This is a genomic window from Pinirhizobacter sp. (genome assembly GCF_036499745.1).
Classification (GTDB): Bacteria; Pseudomonadota; Gammaproteobacteria; order Xanthomonadales; family Rhodanobacteraceae; genus Pinirhizobacter.
The window spans coordinates 34,891-57,277 of record NZ_DASYDG010000042.1 but is presented as its reverse complement, the minus strand read 5'-3'; the positions used below and the strand labels follow the sequence as shown (position 1 = coordinate 57,277).

The window sequence follows — 22,387 nt, the reverse complement described above, 5'->3', positions numbered from 1 at the left end:
AGGTTGAGCACGCCGCAGGTCTCGCCGTCGAAACCGACTTCCGAGCTGTTGTAGCCGATGTCCAGGATCACCTTGCGCGTAAGCGCTTCCAGGTCGATCCAGGCGCTGGTGGTGATCTCGCCGGCGACGATGGCCACGCCTGTCTTCACCATGGTTTCGCAGGCAACGCGAGCGGCCGGGTCCTGGCCGATGATGGCATCGAGCACGGCATCGGAAATCTGGTCGGCGATCTTGTCCGGGTGGCCTTCGGAAACCGACTCGGAGGTGAAGAGGTAGCTGCTCATCGCGGCGATATATCCTTCTTTACGGATAAAGAGATAAATAGGGGTCGCCATGATACACGGCCCCGGTTGGGTTTGCAGGGGAAAGAGCGTACGCGCGCTAAATGGCAATGGTATGCCGCAGGACAGGCGGCGGGCCGTGTGGTTACCCGGGGCCGGGGTTTTTTGGCGCTGCGGCCAGCTGGTCGGCGGACCAGCCGCCCCCGATATCACCAAACAGTGAGACGGTGTCGAGCAGCTGTTGCTGGCGCAGGGTCAGGGCGTCCTGGGTGGCGTTGAACGAGATGGCCTGGGCGCTGGCCACGGTGGCGTAGTCCACCGTGCCTGCCTGGTATTCGTTCAGGGCAATCCGGGCGCCCTGGCTGGCATCGCGCACCACCGCGTCCTGCACGGTGGACTGCTGGCCGAGCACGCGCAGGCCGGAGAGGTCGTCCTCGACACTCTGCAAGGCGGTGAGCACGGTGCCGCGGTAGTTGGCCACGGCCGCTTCATAGCCTGCCCGCGCGGCCGCCACCTGGCCATGACGCGCGCCGGCGTCGAAGATCGTCTGATCGATATCGGCGCCGAGCGACCACACGTGGTTGGCCACGTGCAGCAGCCCCGCCAGCGGTGATTGCGAGAAGCCATCGGCGGCCGATAGCGAGATGCTGGGGTAATACGCGGCGATGGCCACGCCGATGGCGGCGTTCTGCGCGGCCATCTGGCGTTCGGCGATGGCGACATCGGGACGGCGCTGCAGCAGCGTGGAGGGCATGCCGGCGGGAACCAGGGGCAGCGCCGGCAAACGTCCCTCATGGGGAATGTCCAGGTCCTCGGGATTCATCCCGGCCAGTACGGCAATGGCGTGCACATACTGTGCGCGCGCCACGCCCAGGGCGATCAGGCTCGATTGTGCGTTTTCCAGCTGGGTGCGGGCGGTCAGTACGTCCGAAGGCGCGGTGATGCCGGCGGCGCCCTGGTTGCTGACCACGCGCAACGATTCGGTGTAGGCCTGGACGGTTTTGGACAGCAGGTCGGCATCGGCGTCGGTCACGCGAAGCTCGATCACCGCGGTGGCCAGGGCGACCTGTTCGGACAAGGTGGCGTTGGCCAGGATGGCCTGGCTGGCTTGCGCGCTGGCTTTGTTTTCTTCCACCGTGCGGCGGACGCTGCCCCACAGGTCCGGCGCCCAGCTGGCGTTGCCCTCCAGTGAACCTGAGTTCTCCACTGAGCCTGCGCGGGCCGTGCCGCCGGCGGTGGCTGCGTTGCTGCGCGCACCGCGCTGGCGCGTCGCCGAGCCGGTCACGCCCAGGGTCGGAAACAGCGCGCTACGCGCCACCTGCACGTCGGCTTCGGCCTGTTGGTAGTTGGCGTAGGCCTGGCGCACGGTCTGGTTCGACACCACTACCTTCGGCTCCAGATGATCGAGCAGCGGATCATGGAAGAGCGTCCACCAGTCGCCCTTGGGCACCTCGGCCGCGGGTACCGCTGGCGACCATCCTGGCAGTTCCTTGTAGACGGTGGGCATCTTCACCGCGGGCCGCTGGTAGTCGGGGCCGACCATGCAGCCGGCCAGGGCGAGGGTGAGCGCGAGGCTCAGGAGGGTCTTGGTTGCGTTCATGGGCGTGCGCTCGCGTCGGTGCGGTTCCACGGCAGCGTGGCCGACCAGGTGGCCAGTCGCGCGCGGAGCCGGTCCAGGTACAGATAGATCACCGGCGTGGTGTAGAGGGTGAAGACCTGGCTCAAGATCAAGCCGCCCATCACGGTGATGCCCAGCGGCTGCCGCAGCGAGGCACCCTGGCCCAGCCCGACCGCCAGTGGCACCGCGCCAAGCACAGCCGCCGCGGTGGTCATCATGATCGGGCGCAGGCGCAGCACCGCGGCATCGTGGATGGCATCGCGGGCGTCCTTGCCTTCGTCGCGCTGCTGGTGGATCGCCACGTCGATCATCATGATCGCGTTCTTCTTGACGATGCCGATCAACAGGATGATGCCGATCATGGCGATCACCGAGAACGGCGTGCCGAAGATCAACAAGGCAAGCGTGGCACCGATCCCCGCCGAGGGCAGCGTGGAGAGGATGGTGATCGGGTGGATCGCGCTTTCATAAAGCATGCCCAATACCAGGTACACCGCCGCTAGCGCTGCCAGCACCAGCAGCGGCAGGGTGGACATCGATTGCGAATAGGCCTGCGCCGCACCAGCAAAGCTGCCATGGATGGAGGCCGGCAAGCCAAGCTCGCTGCTGGCCTGGTCGATGGCGGCCTGGGCCTGGCTCAACGAGCCCCCGGCGGGAAGATTAAAGGAAATGGTGGCGGCCACCAGGCCGCCCTGGTGGCTTACCTGGGTGGCGGTGTGGTTGCTCACGTACGAGGCCAGGGCCGGGAAGGGCACCAGGGTTTCGGCTGCGGTGCTGTCCGCGCTTCCGCTGGAACTGCCGCCCTTGGCATTGGAAATGGCATTGGTGAGCTGGTTGGCTTCCGCATCGGCATTCTGCGCGTTGGTCGATGAGGCGCCATTGCTGCCCGAAGTTACCGTAACCCGGGTGGCAGCCTTCACCAGCTTGGACGACATCTGCGTTTGCGCCGTACCCGAAGCATTCCCGGCCGCGGTGGAAAAACGCATGCGCTCAAGCATCTGCGGATACTGCCAATACTTCGGCGCCACTTCCATCACCACGAAGTATTGGTTGCGCGCGTTGTAGATCGTCGACACCGTGCGCTGGCCGAAGGCGTCGTAGAGCACGCTGTCGATCTGGTTCGGTGCGAAACCGAAACGCGCGGCGGTGGCACGGTTGAAGTTCACGTAGATCTGCAATCCGTTCTGTTGCAGGTCGGAATTCACATCCATCACCTGGCCGCGATCCTTGGCCAGCGCGGCCACCAGTTTCGGTGTCCAGGTGAATAAGGCATCGGGATCGTCGCTGGTGAGCGTGTACTGGTATTCAGCGGCCGAGGAACGACCGCCGATGTGCAGGTCCTGCGCCGCCTGCAGGAATAACCGCGCGCCGGACACGGCGTTGAGCTTCGGCCTCAGGCGGTTGACCACTTCGGCGGCACTGACCTTACGCACGGCCAGCGGCTTGAGTTCGACAAAAACATTGGCTGAGTTGAGCGCGCGACCGCCGGTGAAGCCGGCGACGGAGGCGACGGCGGGATCGGTCTGCACGATCGCCTGGAGCTGGGCGAGCTTCTTGGCCATGGCCTGGAAGGAGATACTCTGGTCGGCGATGATCTGCCCCTGCAGGATGCCGTTGTCCTGTTCGGGAAAGAAGGTGGAGGGCACGTGTTTCACCAGGGCCACGTTCAGCACCACCAGCGCCACCAGGCTCAATACCACCAGCAGGGCGTGGTCGAGCACGGCGGTGAGCGAACGGGAATAACCTTGCTTGAAGCGCTCGAACTGCCGTTCATACCACAGCGCCCAGCGGGCCCTGGAGTGCAGTGCACCCTTGCGGTCGAGCACGTAGGCGGCCATGGTCGGGGTGACCGTGAGGGAGATCACCAGCGAGAACATGATCGCGATGGAGAGCGTCATGGCGAACTCATGGAACAACAAGCCCACGATGCCGGGCATCAGCAGGATCGGCAGGAACACCGCGATCAGCGACAGGCTCATCGAGATCACCGTGAAGCTCACCTCGGCAGAGCCTTGCAGCGCTGCCTGGCGCGGGTCCATGCCCGCCTCCACATGACGGACGATGTTCTCCAGTACCACCACGGCATCATCGACCACGAAGCCGGTGCCGATGGTCAGCGCCATCAGCGAGAGATTGTCCAGGCTGTAGCCAAGCAGGTACATCGGCCCGAACGTGCCGATGATCGACAGCGGCAGCGCCACCGCCGGCACCAGGATCGACCGGGGCGATTGCAGGAACACGAACACCACGCCGATCACCAGCAGCACGGAGATGAACAGTGTGGTTTCGGTATCGCCCACGGCGGCATGGACCGACTCGGAGCGGTCCAGCGCCACGCCCAGGTGCACATCGTGCGGGAGCACGGCTTCGATGGCGGGCAACACCTTGCGAATCTGCCCCACGGTCTTGACGATATTCCCGCCCGGGGTGGGGTAGACGATCACCAGCACCGCCGGCTTGCCGTTGTACAGGCCCGCGTTGCGCAGGTTCTCGGCGGAATCCTGGACATCGGCGACGTCGCGCAGCATCACCGGCGCACCGTTGCGATAGGCGATCACCAGGTCGCGATAGGGCGCCGCCTTGTTGATCTGGTCGTTGGAAATCACCTCGAAGCGCTGGCCGCCCTGGTCGACATGGCCCTTGGCGCTGTTGGCATTGGCGGCGCTGATCGCCGCACGGACATCCTCAAGCCCGATGCCGTAGCTGTTGAGCTGGTCCGGTTGCAGCTCCACGCGCACCGAGGGCAGGGCACTTCCTCCCAGGGTGATCTGGCCCACGCCATCCACCTGCGACAGCTGCTGCTGGATCACCGAGTTGGCCGAGTCGTACAACTGGGCGCGGGTCAGCGTGGCGGAGGTCAGCGCCAACACCATGATCGGCGAATCGGATGGGTTGTACTGGCGGTAGGTGGGGTTGTTGCGCAAGGTGGAGGGAAGGTCCGCGCGCGCGGCCTGCAAGGCGGCCTGCACATCGCGCGCGGCGCCGTTGATGTCGCGGTCCAGGCCGAACTGGATGACGATCCGTGCCGAGCCGACGGAACTGGTGGAGGTCAACTCCGAGACATCGGCGATGGTACCCAGGCGCCGCTCCAGCGGCGCGGCCACGGTGGCGGCCATGATCGACGGACTGGCGCCGGCCATGCTGGCCTGGACCACAACGACCGGATAGGTCACGTTCGGCAGCGGCGCCACCGGCAGGTTGAAATAAGCCAGCACGCCTGAAAGCACGATGGCCACCGCCAGCAAGGTGGTCGCCACCGGTCGGGTGATGAAGATGGCCGGGATGTTCACGCGACCGGGCCGGCGGCCACGGTTCGTTCGCCGCGCCTGAAACGTCCGGCCAGACGGTCAAAGAACAGGTACACCACCGGCGTGGTGAATAAGGTGAGCACCTGGCTGAGCGCCAGGCCGCCGATGATGGCAAGTCCCAGCGGACGGCGCAGTTCCGATCCCGTACCGCTACCGAGCAGCATCGGCAAGGCGCCGAGCATCGCCGCAAGCGTAGTCATCAGGATCGGCCGGAAGCGCAGCAGCGAGGCTTCGAAGATCGCCTCGGCCGGCGGCTTGCCATGTTCGCGCTCGGCCTCCAGGGCGAAGTCGACGATCATGATCGCGTTCTTCTTCACAATGCCGATCAACAACACGATGCCGATGATGCCGATCACATCCAGGTCGCTGCCGGCGACCATCAGCGCCAGCAGGGCACCGATACCCGCCGAAGGCAGGGTGGACAGGATGGTCAGCGGGTGGATGAAGCTCTCGTACAGCACGCCCAGCACGATATACACGGCCACCAGCGCTGCGATCAGCAGGTAGACCTCGCTCGAGAGCGAATCCTGGAAGGCTTGCGCCGCGCCCTGGAACGAGGAGGTGATCGACGAGGGCAGGTGTATGGCCTGTTCGGCCGCGTTCACTTCTTCCACCGCCTTGCTCAACGAGGCACCCTTGGCCAGGTTGAAGGACACCGTTACCGAAGGGAACTGCGCCAGGTGGCTGAGCACCAGCGGTGAACGGGTGACCTTGATCGCGGCGATGCCCTTCAGCTGCACCTGGCCGCTGGCACCGGTCTGACTGGGCAGGTAGATGTTGCCCAGGGCATCGAGCGAAGCAATGCTCTGCGGTTTCGCCACCAGGATCACCCGGTACTGGCTGGACTGGTTGAAGATGGTCGACACGATGCGCTGGCCGAGGGCGTCGTACAACGCGTTGTCGATGGTGGCCGGGGTGATGCCATAGCGCGCCGCCAGCGCGCGGTTCACTTCCACATCCACGCTCAGGCCGTCGTTATCGAGGTCGCTGGTGACGTCGGTGATCGAGCTGATGTGCTTGAGGCGGTTGACGAGCTCGGGCACGTATTGCATGAATGCCTGCTTGTCCGGCCCGCGCAGCACGAACTGGTATTGATTGGGCGAGATCGTGGTGTCGAGGGTGAGGTCCTGCTCAGGCTGCAGGAACAGCTTGATGCCCGGCACACTGGCGACATCTTTCTGTAGTTGTCGCGCCACGTCCACGGCCCGCGATGAACGATCGGAGATGTCCTTCAGCTGGATCAGGAAGCGGCCCTGGTTGAGCGTGGTGTTGGTACCATCGATACCCACGTACGAGGTGAGGCCCGTCACGTCCGGGTTCTTCAGCAGTGCATCGGCCAGCGCCTGTTGCCGTTGCACCATCGCCTTGTACGACACGGAGGTGTCGGCGATGGAGATGCCTTCGATCACACCTACGTCCTGCATCGGGAACAATCCCTTGGGGATCACCACGTACAGCACGGCGGTGATGGCGATGGTGACCAGGAACAACACCAAGGTGGCTGTCTGGTGGCGCATCACAACCTTCAGGCCGCGCTCGTACGTGGCCAGGGTCTTGTCGAACAGGCCTTCGCTGATGCGCTCGAAGCGGCTGGGTTTACGCTCGGACCGGGCCTTGAGGATGCGCGCACAAAGCATCGGCACCAGGCTGAGTGAAACCACGGCCGACAGCACGATGGTTACCGCAAGCGTCACCGCGAATTCATTGAACAGGCGCCCGATCACCCCGCCCATGAACAACAACGGGATCAGCACGGCGATCAGCGACACGGTGAGCGAAATGATGGTGAAGCCGATCTGTCCGGCGCCTTCGAGCGCCGCTTCCATCGGCGTATGGCCCTCTTCGAGATAGCGCACGATGTTCTCGATCATCACGATCGAATCATCGACCACGAAGCCGGTGGCGATGATCAACGCCATCAGCGACAGGTTGTCGATGGAATATCCCAGCTGGTACATCATCGCCAGCGTGCCTACCAGCGACACCGGCACGGATATGCTGGGGATGAGGGTTGCCGGCAGGTTGCGCAGGAAGACGAAGATCACCAGCACTACCAGCACCACCGCCAGCACCAGCTCAAAGGCGGCATCGGCAACGGAGGAGCGGATGATCCCGGTGCTGTCGGACACCACCTGCACCTGCATGCCGGAGGGCAGGGTGGATTCGAGCTGTGGCAATTCCTTCTTGATCTGGTCGACCGTGGCGATCACGTTGGCGCCTGGCTGGCGCTGCACGTTCAGCACGATGGCCTGGGTTCGGTCGAACCAGGCTCCCTGTTCGGTGTTCTGCGCCGACTGCGTGACCCGGGCCACATCGCGCAGGTACACCGGCGCGTTGTTCTGGTAGGCGATCACCGTGGCCAGGTAATCCTTCGGATCCTGGATCTGGTCGTTGCCGTTGATGGTGTAGTCGAGCTTGGGTCCGTCGAAGTTGCCCTTGGGCTGGCTCACATTGACGTTGGCGATGAGTGAGCGCAGGTCGTCGATGTTCAGGCCGTACGCGGCCAGCTTCTGCGGATCGGCTTCCACGCGCACGGCGGGCACGTTGCCGCCGGCGGGTGTCACCAGGCCCACGCCGGGCACTTCGGAGATCTTCGCGCCCAGGCGGTTGTTGGCCACGTCCTGCAGCTGGGTGAGCGACATCGAACGGGACGTAACGGCCAGGGTGAGGATCGGCTGGTCGGCCGGGTTCACCTTGGCGTAGGTCGGCGGCGCCGGCAGGCCCGCGGGCAGCAGGCTATTGGCCGCATTGATCGCTTCCTGCACGTTCTGTTCGGCGATGTCCAGGTTCAGCGACAGGTCGAACTGCAAGGTGATCACCGAAGCCCCGGCTGAGCTGTCGGAGGTCATCTGCTGCAGGCCGGGGATCTGGCCCAGCTGCACTTCCAGCGGCGCGGTTACCGTGGTCGACATCACCGTGGGGCTGGCGCCGGGATAGAAGGTGCGGATCTGGATGGTCGGATAGTCGACGGCGGGCAACGAGGACACCGGCAGGAAGCGCACGGCCACCACGCCCACCAGCACCAGGGCGATCATCAACAGCGAAGTGGCCACCGGCCTGGTGACGAACAGGCGGGAAATATTCATCGGATCGAATCGGCCGCTTACGACGACTGGGCGGTCGAGGCATCGCCATGGGCGCGCCTGCCACCCTTGCCCGGCATGCCCGCGGTCGACGACGAGGCCGGCGCGCCGGCACCCTGGGCGGGCCGGGCCCCGGCAACCTTGATCTTCGCGCCATCGGTGAGGCGGTCCATGCCATCGGTCACCACCGATTGTCCTGCCATGAGCCCGACGGCGATCACCGTGTCCTTGCCGTCGGAGGGGCCCAACGTCACCTTGTGCACCGACACTGAGTGATCGGCGTTGACCAGATATACATAGTCGCCCGGCGCACCGGTGAGCACGGCCGGAGTGGGCACCAGCACGGCATTCTTCAGCGTGTCGACCAGCAGGCGGACATTGACGAACTCGTTGGGATACAGCGATTCATCGTCGTTGGCGAAGTTGGCGCGCAGGCTTACCGTGCCAGTGCTGGTGGCCATCTGGTTGCCCAGGGCGTAGAGCGTGCCGGTGGCCAGCTGCCGGCTGTTGTCGGCGTTGAAGGCGGTCACGCTGAGCTTGTCGCTGCCGTGGAAGCGTTGCAGCACCTTGTCCAGCGAATTCTGCGGCACGGTGAATTGCACCGTGGTGGGCTTCATCTGGGTGATGGTGACGATGCCCGGCGAAGTGGACTGCGTGACATAGTTGCCCGGGTCCACCAGCCGCAGGCCCACGCGGCCGGCGATCGGCGCGGTGATGTGGCAGTAGGCAAGGTCCAGGTCGAACTGCGCGATCGCCGCGCGGTCGGCCTGGACAGCGGCTTCGTCCTGCTTCACGGTGAACTGCTGATCGGCGAAGGTCTGCTCGGCGATCGACTTCTGTTGGTTCAACTGCGTGTACCGGGCAAGGTCGGTGCGCGCCTGGGCCAGGCTTGCCTGGTCCTTGGCCAACTGCGCCTGCGCCTGCTGCTTGTCGATCTGGTACTGGCGCGGGTCGATCTGCGCCAGGAAATCGCCCTTGGCCACGTCCTGGCCTTCCTGGTAGCCCACCTGCGTCAGGTAACCGCTCAACTGCGGCAGTACGTTGACCGTGGCGACCGGGGTGACCGTGCCCAGCTCGTCGAGCACTTCGGGCATGTCGCCCAGGCGGGCTGCGGCAGTGCTCACCACCTGGGGCGGCGTGACCGGCTTTTTCTTCGTGCCGGTGAGCACATGGACCACGATGAGGATCACGATGATGGCAACGGCTAAAAGGAAGACCATCCACCCCCGCCGCCTGTACACGGGCCGGGCTGCTTGCGGGGTGCCACCACTCATCAACGATCTCCGTTTGTGCGAGCCGTGGGTAACGGTTCGGCAGGGACCTTCGTTGACGCCGAAATTTCCTGGCGCGATGAATTATGTTTCATGTTTCCATGCGCCCGTGCCGGGGCAACGGCCTGGTGAATCAGGCCTCGACCCGCACGCCCTTCCAGAAAGCCACCCGCCCGGTAATCTGCTGGGCGGCCGCCGAGGGTGTGGGGTAGTACCAGGCCGCATTGGGGTTGGTGTCGTTGCCGACCACCACATCGTAATAACTCGCGGTGCCCTTCCATGGGCACACGGTGTGGTTGGCCGTTTCCCGAAAAAATTCATGGTGCAGGGATTCGGCGGGGAAATAGTGGTTGTTCTCCACCACCACTGTGTCGTCGCTTTCGGCAAGCACGGTGTCGTTCCAGATGGCGCGCATGGGGTTATTCCTTCGTAGGGTCCCACGCATGTTAGCGCTGGTCACGTCACGGCCGCGTGCGAACCGGGTGCCATGAAAGCCTGGGTAGCAACGCGCGCCGTACCCGGTACCCCGGCGCAAGGCTAGGCGGCGATGGCGACGCCCGCTTCCAGCGCCAGGAAATAGTCGCGGGTAAGGCGCATTTGCGAGGCGGCATCCTCGGCCCGGTTCACCACATCGCGGAAGGCGGCGTTTTCCGGCCGGTCCTTCGCATACCAGCCCAGGTGCTTGCGGGCGATGCGCACGCCCTGTTGTTCGCCGTAGAACGCGTAAAGCGCCTGCAGGTGGCCAAGCAGGATGGCGGCCACCTCCGCCGGGCCGGGAGTGGGCAACTGCCCGCTCGTGGCCAGGTAGTGGGCAACCTCGCGGAAGATCCATGGCCGACCCTGCGCACCGCGGCCGATCATCACCGCGTCGGCGCCGGTGGCGTCGAGCACCTGGCGGGCCCGCTCCGGCGTGGTGATGTCGCCATTGGCCAGCACCGGGATGCCAACCGCGGCCTTTACCGCGGCGATCGTCTCGTATTCGGCTTCGCCTTCGTATTTGTCGGCGCGGGTGCGCCCGTGCACGGCCAGCGCGGCGATGCCTGAGTCTTCGGCGATACGGGCAATGGCCAGCGCATTGCGGTGGTCGCGGTCCCAGCCGGTGCGGATCTTCAGCGTGACCGGCACATCCACCGCCTCCACCACCGCCCGCACGATGCGCGCGACCAGCGGTTCGTCCTGCAACAGGGCCGATCCCGACCACACGTTGCACACCTTCTTGGCCGGGCAACCCATGTTGATGTCGATCAGCTGCGCACCGTTGGCCGCGTTGAAGCGCGCGGCTTCGGCCAGCATCACCGGGTCGTAGCCGGCGATCTGCACGCTTACCGGCTCCGGTTCGCCCTGGTGATCCATGCGCTGCAGCGACTTGCGCGTGTGCCAGAGCTTCGGGTCGGCGTTGGTCATTTCCGACACGGCCAGACCTGCGCCCATCCGTTTGCACAGCAGGCGGAAAGGTTTGTCGGTGACCCCGGCCATGGGCGCGAGCACCACCGGCGGGTCAATGCGGAAGGGGCCGATCTGCATCGGGCCATTGTAAGGCAGCCCGCAGCGTCAATAGATACCGGGCAAAAGCCGCCGGGTGCGCGCCGCGTAGACTGCCCAGCGGGCGCCGAAGGCCTCTGCCAGCACGGCTTCTTCCACATGGATGCGCCAGCTGAACACGGCGAACACGGGGATGACGATGATGAAGAACGACAACCAGTGACCGATGCACAAGCCCAGGCCCACGAAGGCCAGCAGGGCGCCGGTATAGGAGGGATGACGCACCAGGCGGTAGGGGCCGGTATCCACCAGCGGCTGGTCCGCGGCGATGGCCACGTTCACGGTGAACCAGCGGCCCAGCCAGATGATGGCAAACCAGCGCAGCGCAATGCCGCCCAGGGTGAGCACCACGCCCAGCGGATAAAGCCCTTGCGGCCACGGCAAAAGGGGACCTGCCCGGCCGAGCCCGAAGGCGACGAACATGGCCACGCCAATCACCACCCAAAGCGCGGCAAGCGAGAAGCGGTCCTTCGACGAAGCGTTCCCGCCCGAACGCTTGAACATCGACAGGCCTATCTCAGAAACCCCAAATAACGCCCCCAGCACGTAAGCGGATATCCACATGCGCCAGCCCCTGCAGGCGACCGGTTGGCCGCCATCCCAGCTTAAGCCGGTTTTGACGCTGGCGGGCGACGCCGGCGGGCACGCCAGAACATAAAGCCGGTGACCAGCAGGAAGGTCGGCATCAGGCCGGTCAGCGTGGCCACGATGCGCCAGGCCATGCCGCCTACCGCAGCAGTGTGGATGGGGTAGAGCGCATTGTTGATGAGGCCGCCCCGGCCGGCGTTGCGGGCGTCGTCACTGGCCAGGACCTGCGAGTTGGCCGGGTCGATCCACACGCTGCTGCGGCCCGCCGGATGCCATTCACCCGGCTGGCGCACGCGCACGGTGATGGGCATGCCCGGCTTGTTCGGCAGCATGATGCGGGTCAATTCAGCTTGCGGCGCCGCGGCGCGGGCGACGTTGAGCACGGCGATCCAGTCGATCGGACCATCGGCGCTGCCAGCCGTCGGTGGGCGTGTGGGTTTGGCGTCGTGGAAGGCCGATACCAGCGCCTTGCGCACCGCGCCACGGTAGGCCATCAGGGTGCCGGTACCGATCATCATCAACAACAGCGGCAGCGCGGCGAAACCGACCATGCGGTGCCAGCTGGCCCAGCGCAGGATCGCCGGTCGCGTGTGCGGCTTGAGGTGGGAAAACACCCGGTGCCGGCCAGGCCAGTAAAGCCAGGTACCGGAGATCAGCATCACCAGGCCGGCGATGGCGACGACACCCAGGATGGTTTCGCCGATTTCGCCCGACAGCAGCTTGGTATGCCAGCCCATCACCAGCAGCATGAAGTCGCTCGACGCGTACCGGGTTTCCAGATACTCGCCAGTGCCGGCGTCGAAATACAGCTTGTCGCCACCGCGGGCGGTGGCTTCGAACACCGGCATGTCGTCGGACGGCAACGTCACCCCACGCAGGCCCTTGCCTTCGGGCAACGAGAACAGGTGGCTGAGCGCCGTGGCCTGCTGGGCCGGCGGCGGCAGCGGTCGGTCGATCAGTTCGTGGTGGCTGGCCGCCACGATCGGGTCTTCCCACATCAACGTGGCTCCCGCCAGCGTCACCAGCGACAACACGATGCCAAGGCTGAGGCCGATCCACAGGTGGATGGTTTTGAGGATCGTGCGGATGCGACGCGAGCCGGTCATAGGCGACCACCGGCGGGGCAATAAGCGAAAACGGGCATGGGATGTCAGGCGAAAGGCGGGCTACCCGGCATGCTAGGTGAGAATCATTCTCATGGCAACGGTTAGGAACCTGGAGCCGGGCAGGCGCCTAGATGCTTTCCAGCACCCCGGCGATGGTCGCGGTCATGAAGGTGGCGATCGAGCCGCCCAGCACCGCACGCAGGCCCAGCCGGGCCAGATCGCCACGGCGGCTTGGGGCCAGGCCGCCGATGCCGCCGATCTGGATGGCGATGGAGGAGAAGTTGGCAAAACCGCACAGGGCGTAGGTGGCGATCAGCCGGCTGTGCGGCAGCAGCTGGTCGAGGTGGCCGGCAAGATTCGCGTAGGCCACGAACTCGTTGATCACCACTTTCTGGCCAATGAAACTGCCCACCAGGTTGGCGTCGCGCCAAGGCACACCGATCAGCCACGCAACGGGCGATAGTACCCAGCCGAAGATCGTCTCAAGACTCAAAGCCACCGGGTGGCCCGCCTGCATGGTGAGCCAGTGGTTGATGCTGCCATCGCCGCCGAGTGTGCCGGCCCACTGGATCGGCGCGTTGACCAGTGCGATCAGCGCGATGAAGGCCAGCAGCATGGCACCGACGTTCATCGCCAGCTTCAGGCCGTCACCGGCGCCGTTGGCGGCAGCGTCGATGATGTTGGCGGTGGTTTTTTCCACTTCCATCCGTACGGTGCCGCGGGTGAGCGGTTCCTGGGTTTCGGGGACCAGGATTTTCGCCAGCACCATGGTCGCCGGCGCGGCCATCACCGAAGCTGCCAGCAGGTGCTTGGCATAGAACACTTTCTGTACCGGGTCGTCGCCGCCGAGCATGGCTACATAGGCCGCCATCACCGAGCCTGCGATGTGTGCCATGCCGCCAATCATCACCGTCATCAGCTCCGCCTGGGTCATCCGCTCCAGGTAGGGCTTGATGGTCAGCGGGGCCTCGGTCTGGCCGATGAACACGCTGGCGCAGACGCTGGTGGTTTCCGCGCCGGACACGCGCATCACCTTGGTGATCAGCCACGCCATGCCCTTGACGATCTGCTGCATGATGCCAATGTGGTACAGCACGCCGGTAAGGGCGGCGAAGAAGATGATGGTGGGAAGTACCTTCACCGCGAAGATCACGCCGAACTTCTGCGTATCCAGAAGGGATCCGAAGATGAAGCGCGAGCCCACCTCGACGTAATCGAGCAGGCGCACGAAACCGGTGGCGATGGCATCGAAGACATAGCGGCCCGCCGGCACCTTCAACACCACGAAGGCGAATACCACCTGCAACGCCACGCCGGTCACGACCAGTTTCCAGTCGACCTGACGCTTGTTGTTGGAGAAGGCAAAGGCGATCAGCACCAGTACGGCAAGTCCAAACAGGCCAAAACCGACGTGGCCGAGTGCTTCGAACATCGAGATTCCCCGTGGCGGGAACGATCCCGGCACCATTTATAAAAACCGGCAGGTTAGAGGACACGGTGTCGGGGGGCAAGGCGCGGCGCGGCAGCGGCACAACGCTTATCATCGGCGCCATGACCCTGTTCCTGACCATCGCCTTCGTCCAACTGCTGGCGCTGATGAGCCCCGGCCCGGATTTCTTCTTCGTGTCGCAGATGGCTATCAGCCGCTCGCGCCGCGAGGCCATGGCCGGCGTGGCGGGTATTGCGCTGGGGGTGGTGGTGTGGGCGGCGCTGGCGTTGCTGGGCCTGCAGATCCTGTTGCACCGGCTCGCCTGGCTTGGCCGGCTGCTGGCGGTGGCCGGTGGCCTTTACCTGTGCTGGATGGGCGTGCAGATGATCCGGGGCGCCCTGAAGCCCGCAGGACCGTCCCACGCGGTGGCACTGGAGTCCAACAGCCGCGCAGCATTGCGCCGAGGCTTCCTGACCAATCTGGCCAACCCCAAGGCGGCGATCTACTTCGCCAGTATCTTCTCCGCCATCGTCGGCAACAGTGTGGGCGCAGGTACGCGCTGGGGCCTGCTGGTACTGGTGTCGGTGGAGACCTTCGTCTGGTTCGCAGTGGTTGCGGCCATTTTCGGCCTGCCAGCGATCCGCCGCGGCTACCTTCGCGCGCGGCGGTGGATCGACGGCGCCGCCGGCGCCGTCTTCATTGCCTTCGGCCTCACCCTGGTGTTCGACCGCCGCCTGTCCTGACAATGTGTCAGAACAGCAGTCGAACACCCAGGTTGCCGGCCCAGCCACGGAAGCCGTGGTTACCGATGGCGGTGCGCCAGGTGCCCTCGCCGTAAAGTTGCAGGTTCGCCCGCGGCTGGGCCACCAGGCCCATACCCGTGCGCAGTTGCCGTCCGGCGCGGCCGCCGGCAAGTGTCAGGTCGTTGCCCGGCGTCCCGAACACGGCCTGCCCTCGGCCACCGGTACTGTGCACCACATCCATGCGGGCATACGGCATCAACCGGCTATCGGTAGTGCGTCGCAACCGTAGCCCCATGCGCGTGGTCAGCTGATGCGCATTACCTAGTGCCGCCACCACGTTGTCCTTGTCGCGCAAAGGCTGGAAAGTAAGCGCTTGCCAGCTCACTTGCATCTGCGGCTCGAGCGACCAATGCGAGCCCAGGCTGAATGGATAACCCGTTTCCACGGATAACAGGCGGCCATTGGCACGCAGCCGGGCGACATCGCGACCGCGAAGATCGGTGTCCACGGCACCTCGATAACGCTGCGCGCCAATCACGGCATCGGCATACCAGCCATTGTGATGTTGCCAGGTAAGCCACGCTGAGAATCCCTGGGCGCTGTAGCGAGTCTGGCTGGCCCCATCCGGCGCGCGCGGCGTGACGGTGGTGGTACCCCGGTCAAGCGCCCATCCGGCGCGCAGGCTGTCAGCCTGGTCCGTCAGATTAACGATGCTCCCGCCGACCTGCAGCATTTGCGTGGATTGACGAAAGCCGAAGCCGAAATCCATCGGCGCCACGTCCGATGCATAGTGTTGCCGGCTCCCTGTCTGGCGTGCGAATACCTCGCCCCGCGTGTCGGCCGGGTTGTCGCGAATCTCACCAAGGCGGTCGTGGAGGCCGTCGATGCTGCCAAGGCCATAGGCAAACAACGCCGTATGGGCTACCAGATACGACGGCGCCTGTGGAACCACCGCGGGTCGACTGCCTTCAGGAATGACCGGCCTGCCGCCACCTTCCGGAATGAGCCCGCCGCCGGGGTTTCCTGGACCGCCAGGGAGACTGGGGTCATTCGGATCACCAGGGTCACCCGGACCACCAGGGCCGTCCGGATTGCCTGGATCACCAGGCCCGCCCGGGCCGCCCGGATCAACAGGATCGACCGGATCGACAGGATCAACCGGATCGACAGGATCAACCGGATCTCCGCCATCGTCGCAATCGACGACGCAGACGTAGGCATTGGCCAATCGGTAGTCCCAATTCAAGGTGTCGCCGTCAAGCAGATTCTGACTGGCGTCGGTGCTGCCGGGTCCGAAGGCATGCAATTTGTATTGCCACGGCCCCGCAGCCACATACCCACCACGAAGCACGAAGGCGTCCGCGCGCGAATCACCACCCACCTGCACCACCGAGATGCCTTCATGAGGTTCGACGATGCCGTTGAGATTGATGTCGGTGAGCGCACCAGCCCCGAGGGTCCAGAAATGCAGCGTCGTCACGCCGGTGGTGGCGACGTCGCCTTCCACCAGAAGCCGGTCGGTGTATTGCTGCGAGATCGCGCCACCTTCGTCCAGGCGGGTCTGCATCGCTACCATGCCGCCAGAGCCTCCCAGGTCACCCTGGATCCGCAGGGCGCCGGGAGCAGCATGGTTATAACCGGGCAGGAAGACAAATCCGCCGGAAAGATCCAGGCGCCCTACGTTTGAGTTCTGCCCCAGCCACCATGAGCTTGCCGAAGCCACGCTCATGTCGCGGACGATGTCGGTGCTGCCGAACCAGTGGCTGCCCTGGACAAGCGCCATGTCGACATTGCGCGTATCGCCCGATGTTCGAACGATGTCGCCATGGCCGATGCTGCGGTCGAAGAAGATATCAGCAGAACTTGTATCGCCCTCCAGCAACGCCAGTCGGCCGTCGCCGCGCGCCGAACTGCCTTCGAGCATACGCCAGCGTCCATGGCCCTCGACGGCAAGCGCGGCGTGGTTGAAGGCTTGCATGGTCGACCGGGTCGATTCGACCAGCCCACCATCGGCCACATGGACGGCGGCCGCGCCGTCACCGCTAGCACTCATCGAACTGTTCGTGACATGCACGCTGGCCTCTGCACCGGTTGCGGATATGCCATGCGACTGACCACCAGCGGTAGCGAGGTCACTATCATTGATGAAGAGATGCCCGCCGTCGGCCCATGCCCCCTGGGCCTGGTCGCCGGAAGTCCGAACCGTGTCGCTGGTCAGCTCGATCCGTCCCCCGGTGCCGGCCAGCGCGCCGTGGCTGCCGTTACCCGTTGTAGTGATGGTGCTGGCGACCACGCCGCCGGCTGCATGTTCGGCGACGATGCCTACGCTTGCCGGGCCCTGGGTGACGATCGACCCGATGTCGAAGTTCACTTGTGCGCCTTCGCGCACGACCACGCCGTGGGCATCACTACCCTCCGTTACGATGCTGTAAGAGGAGGCGACGATGACGGCGTCGCTACCGTCGGCCCGTACACCTGCGGCATGGTCGCCGATGGTGCGGACAATACCCTTGCCGCCGAGGAGAATGAAAGAATTCGCATGGGCGACGGCGGCGTGCGCTGCGTGGCCCTGCGTGGTGATCGAAATATTCGAGGTAGTGAGGCGGCCGCCGTTAAGCACGTACAGTCCGTAGCCGGTCGACGCCGGATTGGTCGAACCATCGAGCTGGGTAATGTAGTGGAAGCCTGGCGTACCGGTTTGCGAGCCGCCATCGACCACCAGGTTCCCGGTAGGCGGTATCTGTTCCGTCGCTTGCGCTTCGTCGGGCCTCGCCAGCAGCGAGATGGCGATGGCGCAGGCCAGATGGTGCATACGATGCGCATGGCGATGGCGCGCACTACGGCCCGGCGTGCGGCCGCAGGCCACACGGAATAGATGTTTGCTCATGATGACGTCCCTTGGTTTGCCTGGCTGTGCACTGACGGCGCGTGGGGCCGTACTGACAGACGAGAGGCGGCACGTTAGGGAGTCGCTTGGCGTATCAACATACGAAAATTCTGAATTATCAGAATAGTTGGCAAGAAGGTCGATTTTGCGCGAAACATGGAAGCCGTCCCCTCTTCTTTCGGCAAAAGTAAGAGGTTTTTTTCGGCTATCTTTGTCCTGCTTCAAACGCTGCCCGAAACCATTGCGATGTCGGTTCGCTGGCAGCGCCATCGTAGGCAACCACGTCAAAGCGACAGACGACGCCGCCATATCCGCGCTGCGTGGCCAGGAACTGGCGTGCGGCGCGCACGATGCGCTGACGCTTGGCCGGTGTGATCGATGCCGCCGCGCCGCCGAAACGGTTGCTGGCGCGATAACGCACTTCCACGAACACCAGCTCGCGGCCGTCGCGCATGATCAGGTCCACTTCGCCATCACGCGTAAGGTAATTGCGCGCCAGGCAGGTGAGGCCGTGCCCTTCGAGCATGAGGCAAGCCAGCGTTTCGAAGTGGTCGCCGGTGAGGCGGCGGCGGGTGACCATGTCGTTCCCTCGACCATGAGCCGGCATCCGTGCCGGCGGCGATATTGGTTATTGCGTATTGCTGGAACTGTCCTCGATACCGGTGGCAGCGGGTGCGTCCATTTCCAGGCTGCCGGCAACCGGGCGTGCCAGTCCATCCTGGAAGCGCGCCCAGGTGAGCACGCGGCGTACGCGGCCGAACTCATCGGCGGTGAGTTGCCCGCTGGCACCGGGCAGGTAACTGCCCACGTGCGAGCGTAGCCAGTCGACATAGGGCACCAGGGCCCAGGCATCCATGCCGAACGCGAACAGTCGTGCGTTCACTCCCCGCACGCTGGTAAGTCCGGCGGACAGATCGCCGCGGCGGGGAAGGCCCGGTTGCGCATCGAACATCCATGGCGCGTCGCAGAACTCCACGCCGTCGAGGTCCTTGTCGCTTGTGGCGTCGTCGACACCGGCGTAGATGTGCGACGTGCCGAAGACCGGTGCGGTGACCTTGGCCAGGCGCAGCTGAGGCAGCAACAGGCGCGCCTGTTGCGGTTTCATGCTGATGAAAATGCCCGAGCCCTCGGCGCTGTCGATGCCGTCGATCTGGTCGCTGAAGTTCACGGCGTTCACCGGGAGCGTGATGGTGCGGGTGAGCTTGCCACCGCGTGCGGCGTATTCGGCCGCGAAAGCCTTGCCAGCGCGCGAGGCGAAATCGTCGCTGCTGAGCATGGCCACTGCCGAGGTGATGCCGCGATCGATCATGTGATCGGCCACCTGGGCACCTTCGGCCTCGGGCAACAGGCCGAATTCGCTGGCGCCGCCGGGCGGGAGCACGCGTTCGGTGGGATGGTTCAACGCCAGCACCGGCACGCTCAGGGCGCCGCGACCGAACAGGGCGGCCACGCCGTCCCGGTTGAGCGGTCCCACGACCAGCGTGGCGCCGTCCTTCACCGCCTGGTCGTAGGCGCTTAATGTATGGGCGGCATCGTTACCGCTGTCGTATACCTTGACCGAGGGGCGTGGTGCGCCATTGCGGCCGGCGTCGAGGTACGCGGCGAAGAAACCATCGCGAACGACATTCCCGGCGCTCGACAACGGCCCGCTGGCGGGCAGCAGCAGGGCAACGGCGGTGGGCGCCCGATAACCTTCGCGCACGCCCGGTTGGCCACCGGCACCGACGGTGCCCACGGGCTGGGCAAGCTGGGCGGGGGCGCGGGCCACGGCCACGCCCAGCTGGGTCTGGGCTTCATGCACCCATGGCTTGAGGTGGTCGTCCGCACCGAGCCTTGCATCGGTGGCGGCCAGGTTGTCGGCGCCCATCGCGACAAGCTCGGCGAGGGCGAGCTTGCGGTTGTGCTCGCGATCGATGCCGGTAAGGGATGCGTCCATGCCGATGCGCGTCTGCGCCGCGGACCAGTGATCGCCACCGGCTGCCTGCGCACGGGCCCGCACCTCGAGCAGGCGTGCCATCAAGCCCGGGGAGATCGGATGCTCGGGATTGCCCGCCAGGGACAGTGCGGTGGCCGGGTCGTTCCTGCGCAGCGCGAACTCGGCGCGCAGCAGATCAAAGCGGATGGCGTCCTCGCCCTCCAGATGGTTGCGACGGACGTTCGCCAGCGCCTGCTCGCTGCGGTCGAGTTTGCCGCCCTGGCGCCAGGATTCAGCCGCGAGCAGCCGGTAGTAGTCGGAATATTGGGCGTCTTGCCCGGCCAAAGTCATATAGGCGTCGGCGGATTGTTCGAACTGGCCACGCGTGTACAGCGCCTGGGCGCGTTGGGCGCTGTCGTTGGCAGGAGGCGTGCGGGTGCCCGGCAGTGGCACGCAGGCCAGCAGCATCATCGAAAGCGCCACGGCCGCAGCCGGCAGGCGAAGCATGCGCATACGGATCAATTCCTGAAGTGGGACCGTTTCCAGTTCGCCGCCGATCATAGCCGAAGCGATCGTTGACCCGGTGCGAAGCCCCAGACGTTGGCGCCGCAACGCGCCTAGCGCCTACACTGGCCGTTTCACCGATGCCGCGGCCGCCATGACTGGTTCCCTTTATATCGTTGCCACGCCGATTGGAAACCGCGACGACATCACCTCGCGCGCCATCCAGGTACTGCGCAAGGTGGCCGTGATCGCTGCCGAGGACACCCGGCATAGCCGCCCGCTGCTGGTGCACCACGGTATCGATACGGCGTTGATGACGGTCCATGACCATAATGAACGTGACGCCGTGGATGGGGTCATCGCCCGGCTGAAGGCCGGTGACGACGTGGCGCTCATTTCCGACGCCGGCACGCCGCTGGTAAGCGATCCGGGCTTCCGGCTGGTTCGCGCGGTCCGTGCCGAAGGGCTGCGCGTGGTGCCGGTACCCGGGCCCTGCGCTGCCATCGCGGCTTTGTCCGTGGCGGGCCTGCCCAGCGATCGCTTCGTCTTCGAAGGCTTCCTGGCCGCCAAGGCTTCGGCGCGGCGCACGCGGTTGCAAGCCCTTGCGACCGAAACGCGCACGATCATCTTTTATGAATCAGGCCATCGCATCGTCGAGGCGCTGTCCGACATGCGCGATGTCTTCGGTAGCGCCCGCGCCGCCGTCCTGGCCCGCGAGCTGACCAAGGTCTATGAAACCGTGATCGACGAGCCGCTCGACGCCCTGGCCGCACGCGTTGCCGGCGATCCGGACCAGCAAAAGGGCGAGTGCGTGGTGTTGGTGGCCGGCGCCAGCGATGACGCCGATGCCAGGCTCGCCGAAGGCAAGCGCGTGTTTGCGTTGCTCCGCGAGGAACTGCCGGCCTCGCGCGCTGCCAAGCTGGCGGCGGCGATCAGCGGGGCGCCGCGCAAGGAACTCTACGAAGCAGGTGAATGAATCTGCCGATCGCCGGTTCAATGTCGACCGTGGTTAAGCCTGGTGCTGTATCATCGATCCCGGAGTCGGCCGGACAGTCGCGTCCCGCGCAAGCGGATCGAGGAAAGTCCGGGCTCCACAGGGCAGGGTGCCAGGTAACTCCTGGGCGGCGTGAGCCGACGGCCAGTGCAACAGAGAGCAGACCGCCGATGGCCCCGCAAGGGGATCAGGTAAGGGTGAAAGGGTGCGGTAAGAGCGCACCGCGTACGGGGCTAACGTCGTACGGCAAGGTAAACCCCACCCGGAGCAAGACCAAATAGGGGAACCATAACGCGGCCCGCGTTGTTCCCGGGTAGGTTGCTGGAGCCTGGCGGAGACGCCAGGCCGAGAAGAATGACTGTCGCGTCGCAAGGCGTACAGAACCCGGCTTATAGGCTGACTCCACCAACGCAAGGCGAAGGGGCGACGTGTGAACGTCGCCCCTTCTTTTTTGTGGTTCGCAAAAAGCAAAAAAGTCCACTGATTCAACTACCTCACGCACCTTCCTCAGAAACGTCCCGAAATTGCGATGAACGTGGGCTTTCTCATTGATTCACAAGTGAAAATCGCTTGACAGTCTCAAGTGGCGAGACTATCGTGGGCCCCAGTGGAAAAACGTGGAAAATAGTGGGGTCAGTAAGTGTTCCAAGGTGAAACCGCCATCACGGTCGACGACAAGGGTCGACTCACCATCCCGACGTCATATCGGGACACGGTAGCGGCTGACTGCGGAAATCGCCTGGTGGTCGCCTACAACCCGTTCGAAACAGGCTGCCTTTGGATTTTCCCCTATCAGGAATGGGAGAAGGTCCGGGACCAGGTCAATGCGCTACCCACGGTCAAGGCCGTCCACCGGGCCTTGCAGATGAAACTGGTGGGTGCGGCAGCCGTGGTGGAGCTCGACGGCGCGGCCAGGTTCCTGCTCCCGGCGAGCCAGCGCGCAGCGGCAGGCATCGAGAAAAAGGCCGTACTGCTCGGCATGGGCAACAAGTTCGAACTGTGGAGCGAGCAAGCGCACCTGGCAAAGATCCGCCAGACCATCGGCGAAGACGAAATCAGCGACGACATGGCCGATTTGCGCTTGTAGGAAATCAATCGAGGTGGCGGTGGAACGGGAG

The 22,387-nt window shown here is 64.9% G+C and carries 16 protein-coding genes and 1 other RNA gene; 4 read left to right on the top strand and 13 right to left on the bottom strand.

Annotated elements, in window-relative coordinates:
* The 10 genes from VGM61_RS14945 to VGM61_RS14900 form a co-directional block, all read right to left on the bottom strand.
* A partial coding sequence (locus VGM61_RS14945) for an S-adenosylmethionine synthetase N-terminal domain-containing protein (protein WP_331523639.1) occupies window positions 1-284 on the bottom strand: 284 nt, incomplete at its 3' end.
* 142 nt (window positions 285-426) lie between these two features.
* Window positions 427-1,881 (bottom strand): efflux transporter outer membrane subunit, encoded by a 1,455-nt coding sequence (locus tag VGM61_RS14940; RefSeq protein ID WP_331523638.1) that lies wholly within the window; start codon window positions 1,879-1,881, stop codon window positions 427-429.
* Window positions 1,878-5,189 (bottom strand): efflux RND transporter permease subunit, encoded by a 3,312-nt coding sequence (locus VGM61_RS14935; RefSeq protein WP_331523637.1) that lies wholly within the window; start codon window positions 5,187-5,189, stop codon window positions 1,878-1,880. Before VGM61_RS14935 ends, VGM61_RS14940 begins: the two co-directional genes overlap by 4 nt.
* Window positions 5,186-8,293, bottom strand: coding sequence for an efflux RND transporter permease subunit (locus VGM61_RS14930; RefSeq protein ID WP_331523636.1), 3,108 nt, complete (start codon window positions 8,291-8,293; stop codon window positions 5,186-5,188). Before VGM61_RS14930 ends, VGM61_RS14935 begins: the two co-directional genes overlap by 4 nt.
* Window positions 8,294-8,310: 17 nt before the next feature.
* Window positions 8,311-9,510 (bottom strand): efflux RND transporter periplasmic adaptor subunit, encoded by a 1,200-nt coding sequence (locus VGM61_RS14925; RefSeq protein WP_331523635.1) that lies wholly within the window; start codon window positions 9,508-9,510, stop codon window positions 8,311-8,313.
* Window positions 9,511-9,694: 184 nt separating this feature from the next.
* Window positions 9,695-9,976 carry a DUF427 domain-containing protein gene (locus VGM61_RS14920; protein ID WP_331523634.1) on the bottom strand — a complete coding sequence of 94 codons (282 nt, stop codon included), beginning with the start codon at window positions 9,974-9,976 and terminating at the stop codon, window positions 9,695-9,697.
* Between the two features lie 122 nt (window positions 9,977-10,098).
* Window positions 10,099-11,085 (bottom strand): tRNA dihydrouridine synthase DusB, encoded by a 987-nt coding sequence (gene dusB, locus VGM61_RS14915; RefSeq protein WP_331523632.1) that lies wholly within the window; start codon window positions 11,083-11,085, stop codon window positions 10,099-10,101.
* A gap of 27 nt (window positions 11,086-11,112) precedes the next feature.
* Window positions 11,113-11,607 (bottom strand): isoprenylcysteine carboxylmethyltransferase family protein, encoded by a 495-nt coding sequence (locus VGM61_RS14910; RefSeq protein ID WP_331523631.1) that lies wholly within the window; start codon window positions 11,605-11,607, stop codon window positions 11,113-11,115.
* Window positions 11,608-11,708: 101 nt separating this feature from the next.
* The gene (locus tag VGM61_RS14905) at window positions 11,709-12,797 is read right to left on the bottom strand and encodes a PepSY-associated TM helix domain-containing protein (protein ID WP_331523630.1); all 1,089 of its coding nucleotides are present in this window, start codon (window positions 12,795-12,797) and stop codon (window positions 11,709-11,711) included.
* 127 nt (window positions 12,798-12,924) lie between these two features.
* On the bottom strand, window positions 12,925-14,229 hold the full coding sequence (locus VGM61_RS14900; RefSeq protein ID WP_331523628.1) for a NupC/NupG family nucleoside CNT transporter: 1,305 nt from the start codon (window positions 14,227-14,229) through the stop codon (window positions 12,925-12,927).
* A gap of 65 nt (window positions 14,230-14,294) precedes the next feature.
* Here VGM61_RS14900 and VGM61_RS14895 point away from each other — a divergent pair, with 65 nt between their 5' ends.
* Window positions 14,295-14,969, top strand: a complete 675-nt coding sequence (locus VGM61_RS14895) for a LysE family transporter (RefSeq protein WP_345786379.1) — start codon at window positions 14,295-14,297, stop codon at window positions 14,967-14,969.
* Between the two features lie 7 nt (window positions 14,970-14,976).
* On the opposite strand, the gene VGM61_RS14890 is transcribed toward VGM61_RS14895, so the two are convergent.
* The 3 genes from VGM61_RS14890 to VGM61_RS14880 all read right to left on the bottom strand — a co-directional run bounded on the left by VGM61_RS14890 (window position 14,977) and on the right by VGM61_RS14880 (window position 20,284).
* Window positions 14,977-17,856 carry an autotransporter outer membrane beta-barrel domain-containing protein gene (locus tag VGM61_RS14890; protein ID WP_331523626.1) on the bottom strand — a complete coding sequence of 960 codons (2,880 nt, stop codon included), beginning with the start codon at window positions 17,854-17,856 and terminating at the stop codon, window positions 14,977-14,979.
* Between the two features lie 205 nt (window positions 17,857-18,061).
* The gene (locus VGM61_RS14885; protein ID WP_331523625.1) at window positions 18,062-18,436 is read right to left on the bottom strand and encodes a YraN family protein; all 375 of its coding nucleotides are present in this window, start codon (window positions 18,434-18,436) and stop codon (window positions 18,062-18,064) included.
* A 48-nt stretch (window positions 18,437-18,484) separates the two neighbouring features.
* Window positions 18,485-20,284: a penicillin-binding protein activator gene (locus VGM61_RS14880; RefSeq protein ID WP_331523624.1), complete on the bottom strand. Its 1,800-nt coding sequence runs from the start codon at window positions 20,282-20,284 to the stop codon at window positions 18,485-18,487.
* A gap of 145 nt (window positions 20,285-20,429) precedes the next feature.
* Between VGM61_RS14880 and rsmI the strand changes: the two genes are divergently transcribed.
* From rsmI to mraZ, 3 genes are all read left to right on the top strand, one after another.
* A complete protein-coding gene (gene rsmI, locus VGM61_RS14875; RefSeq protein WP_331523623.1) occupies window positions 20,430-21,251 on the top strand; it encodes a 16S rRNA (cytidine(1402)-2'-O)-methyltransferase in 822 nt (273 codons plus the stop codon).
* A gap of 61 nt (window positions 21,252-21,312) precedes the next feature.
* An RNA gene (gene rnpB, locus VGM61_RS14870) (RNase P RNA component class A) lies at window positions 21,313-21,677 on the top strand.
* A gap of 232 nt (window positions 21,678-21,909) precedes the next feature.
* Window positions 21,910-22,356 carry a division/cell wall cluster transcriptional repressor MraZ gene (gene mraZ / locus VGM61_RS14865; protein ID WP_331523621.1) on the top strand — a complete coding sequence of 149 codons (447 nt, stop codon included), beginning with the start codon at window positions 21,910-21,912 and terminating at the stop codon, window positions 22,354-22,356.
* The last annotated feature ends 31 nt before the right edge of the window (window positions 22,357-22,387 follow it).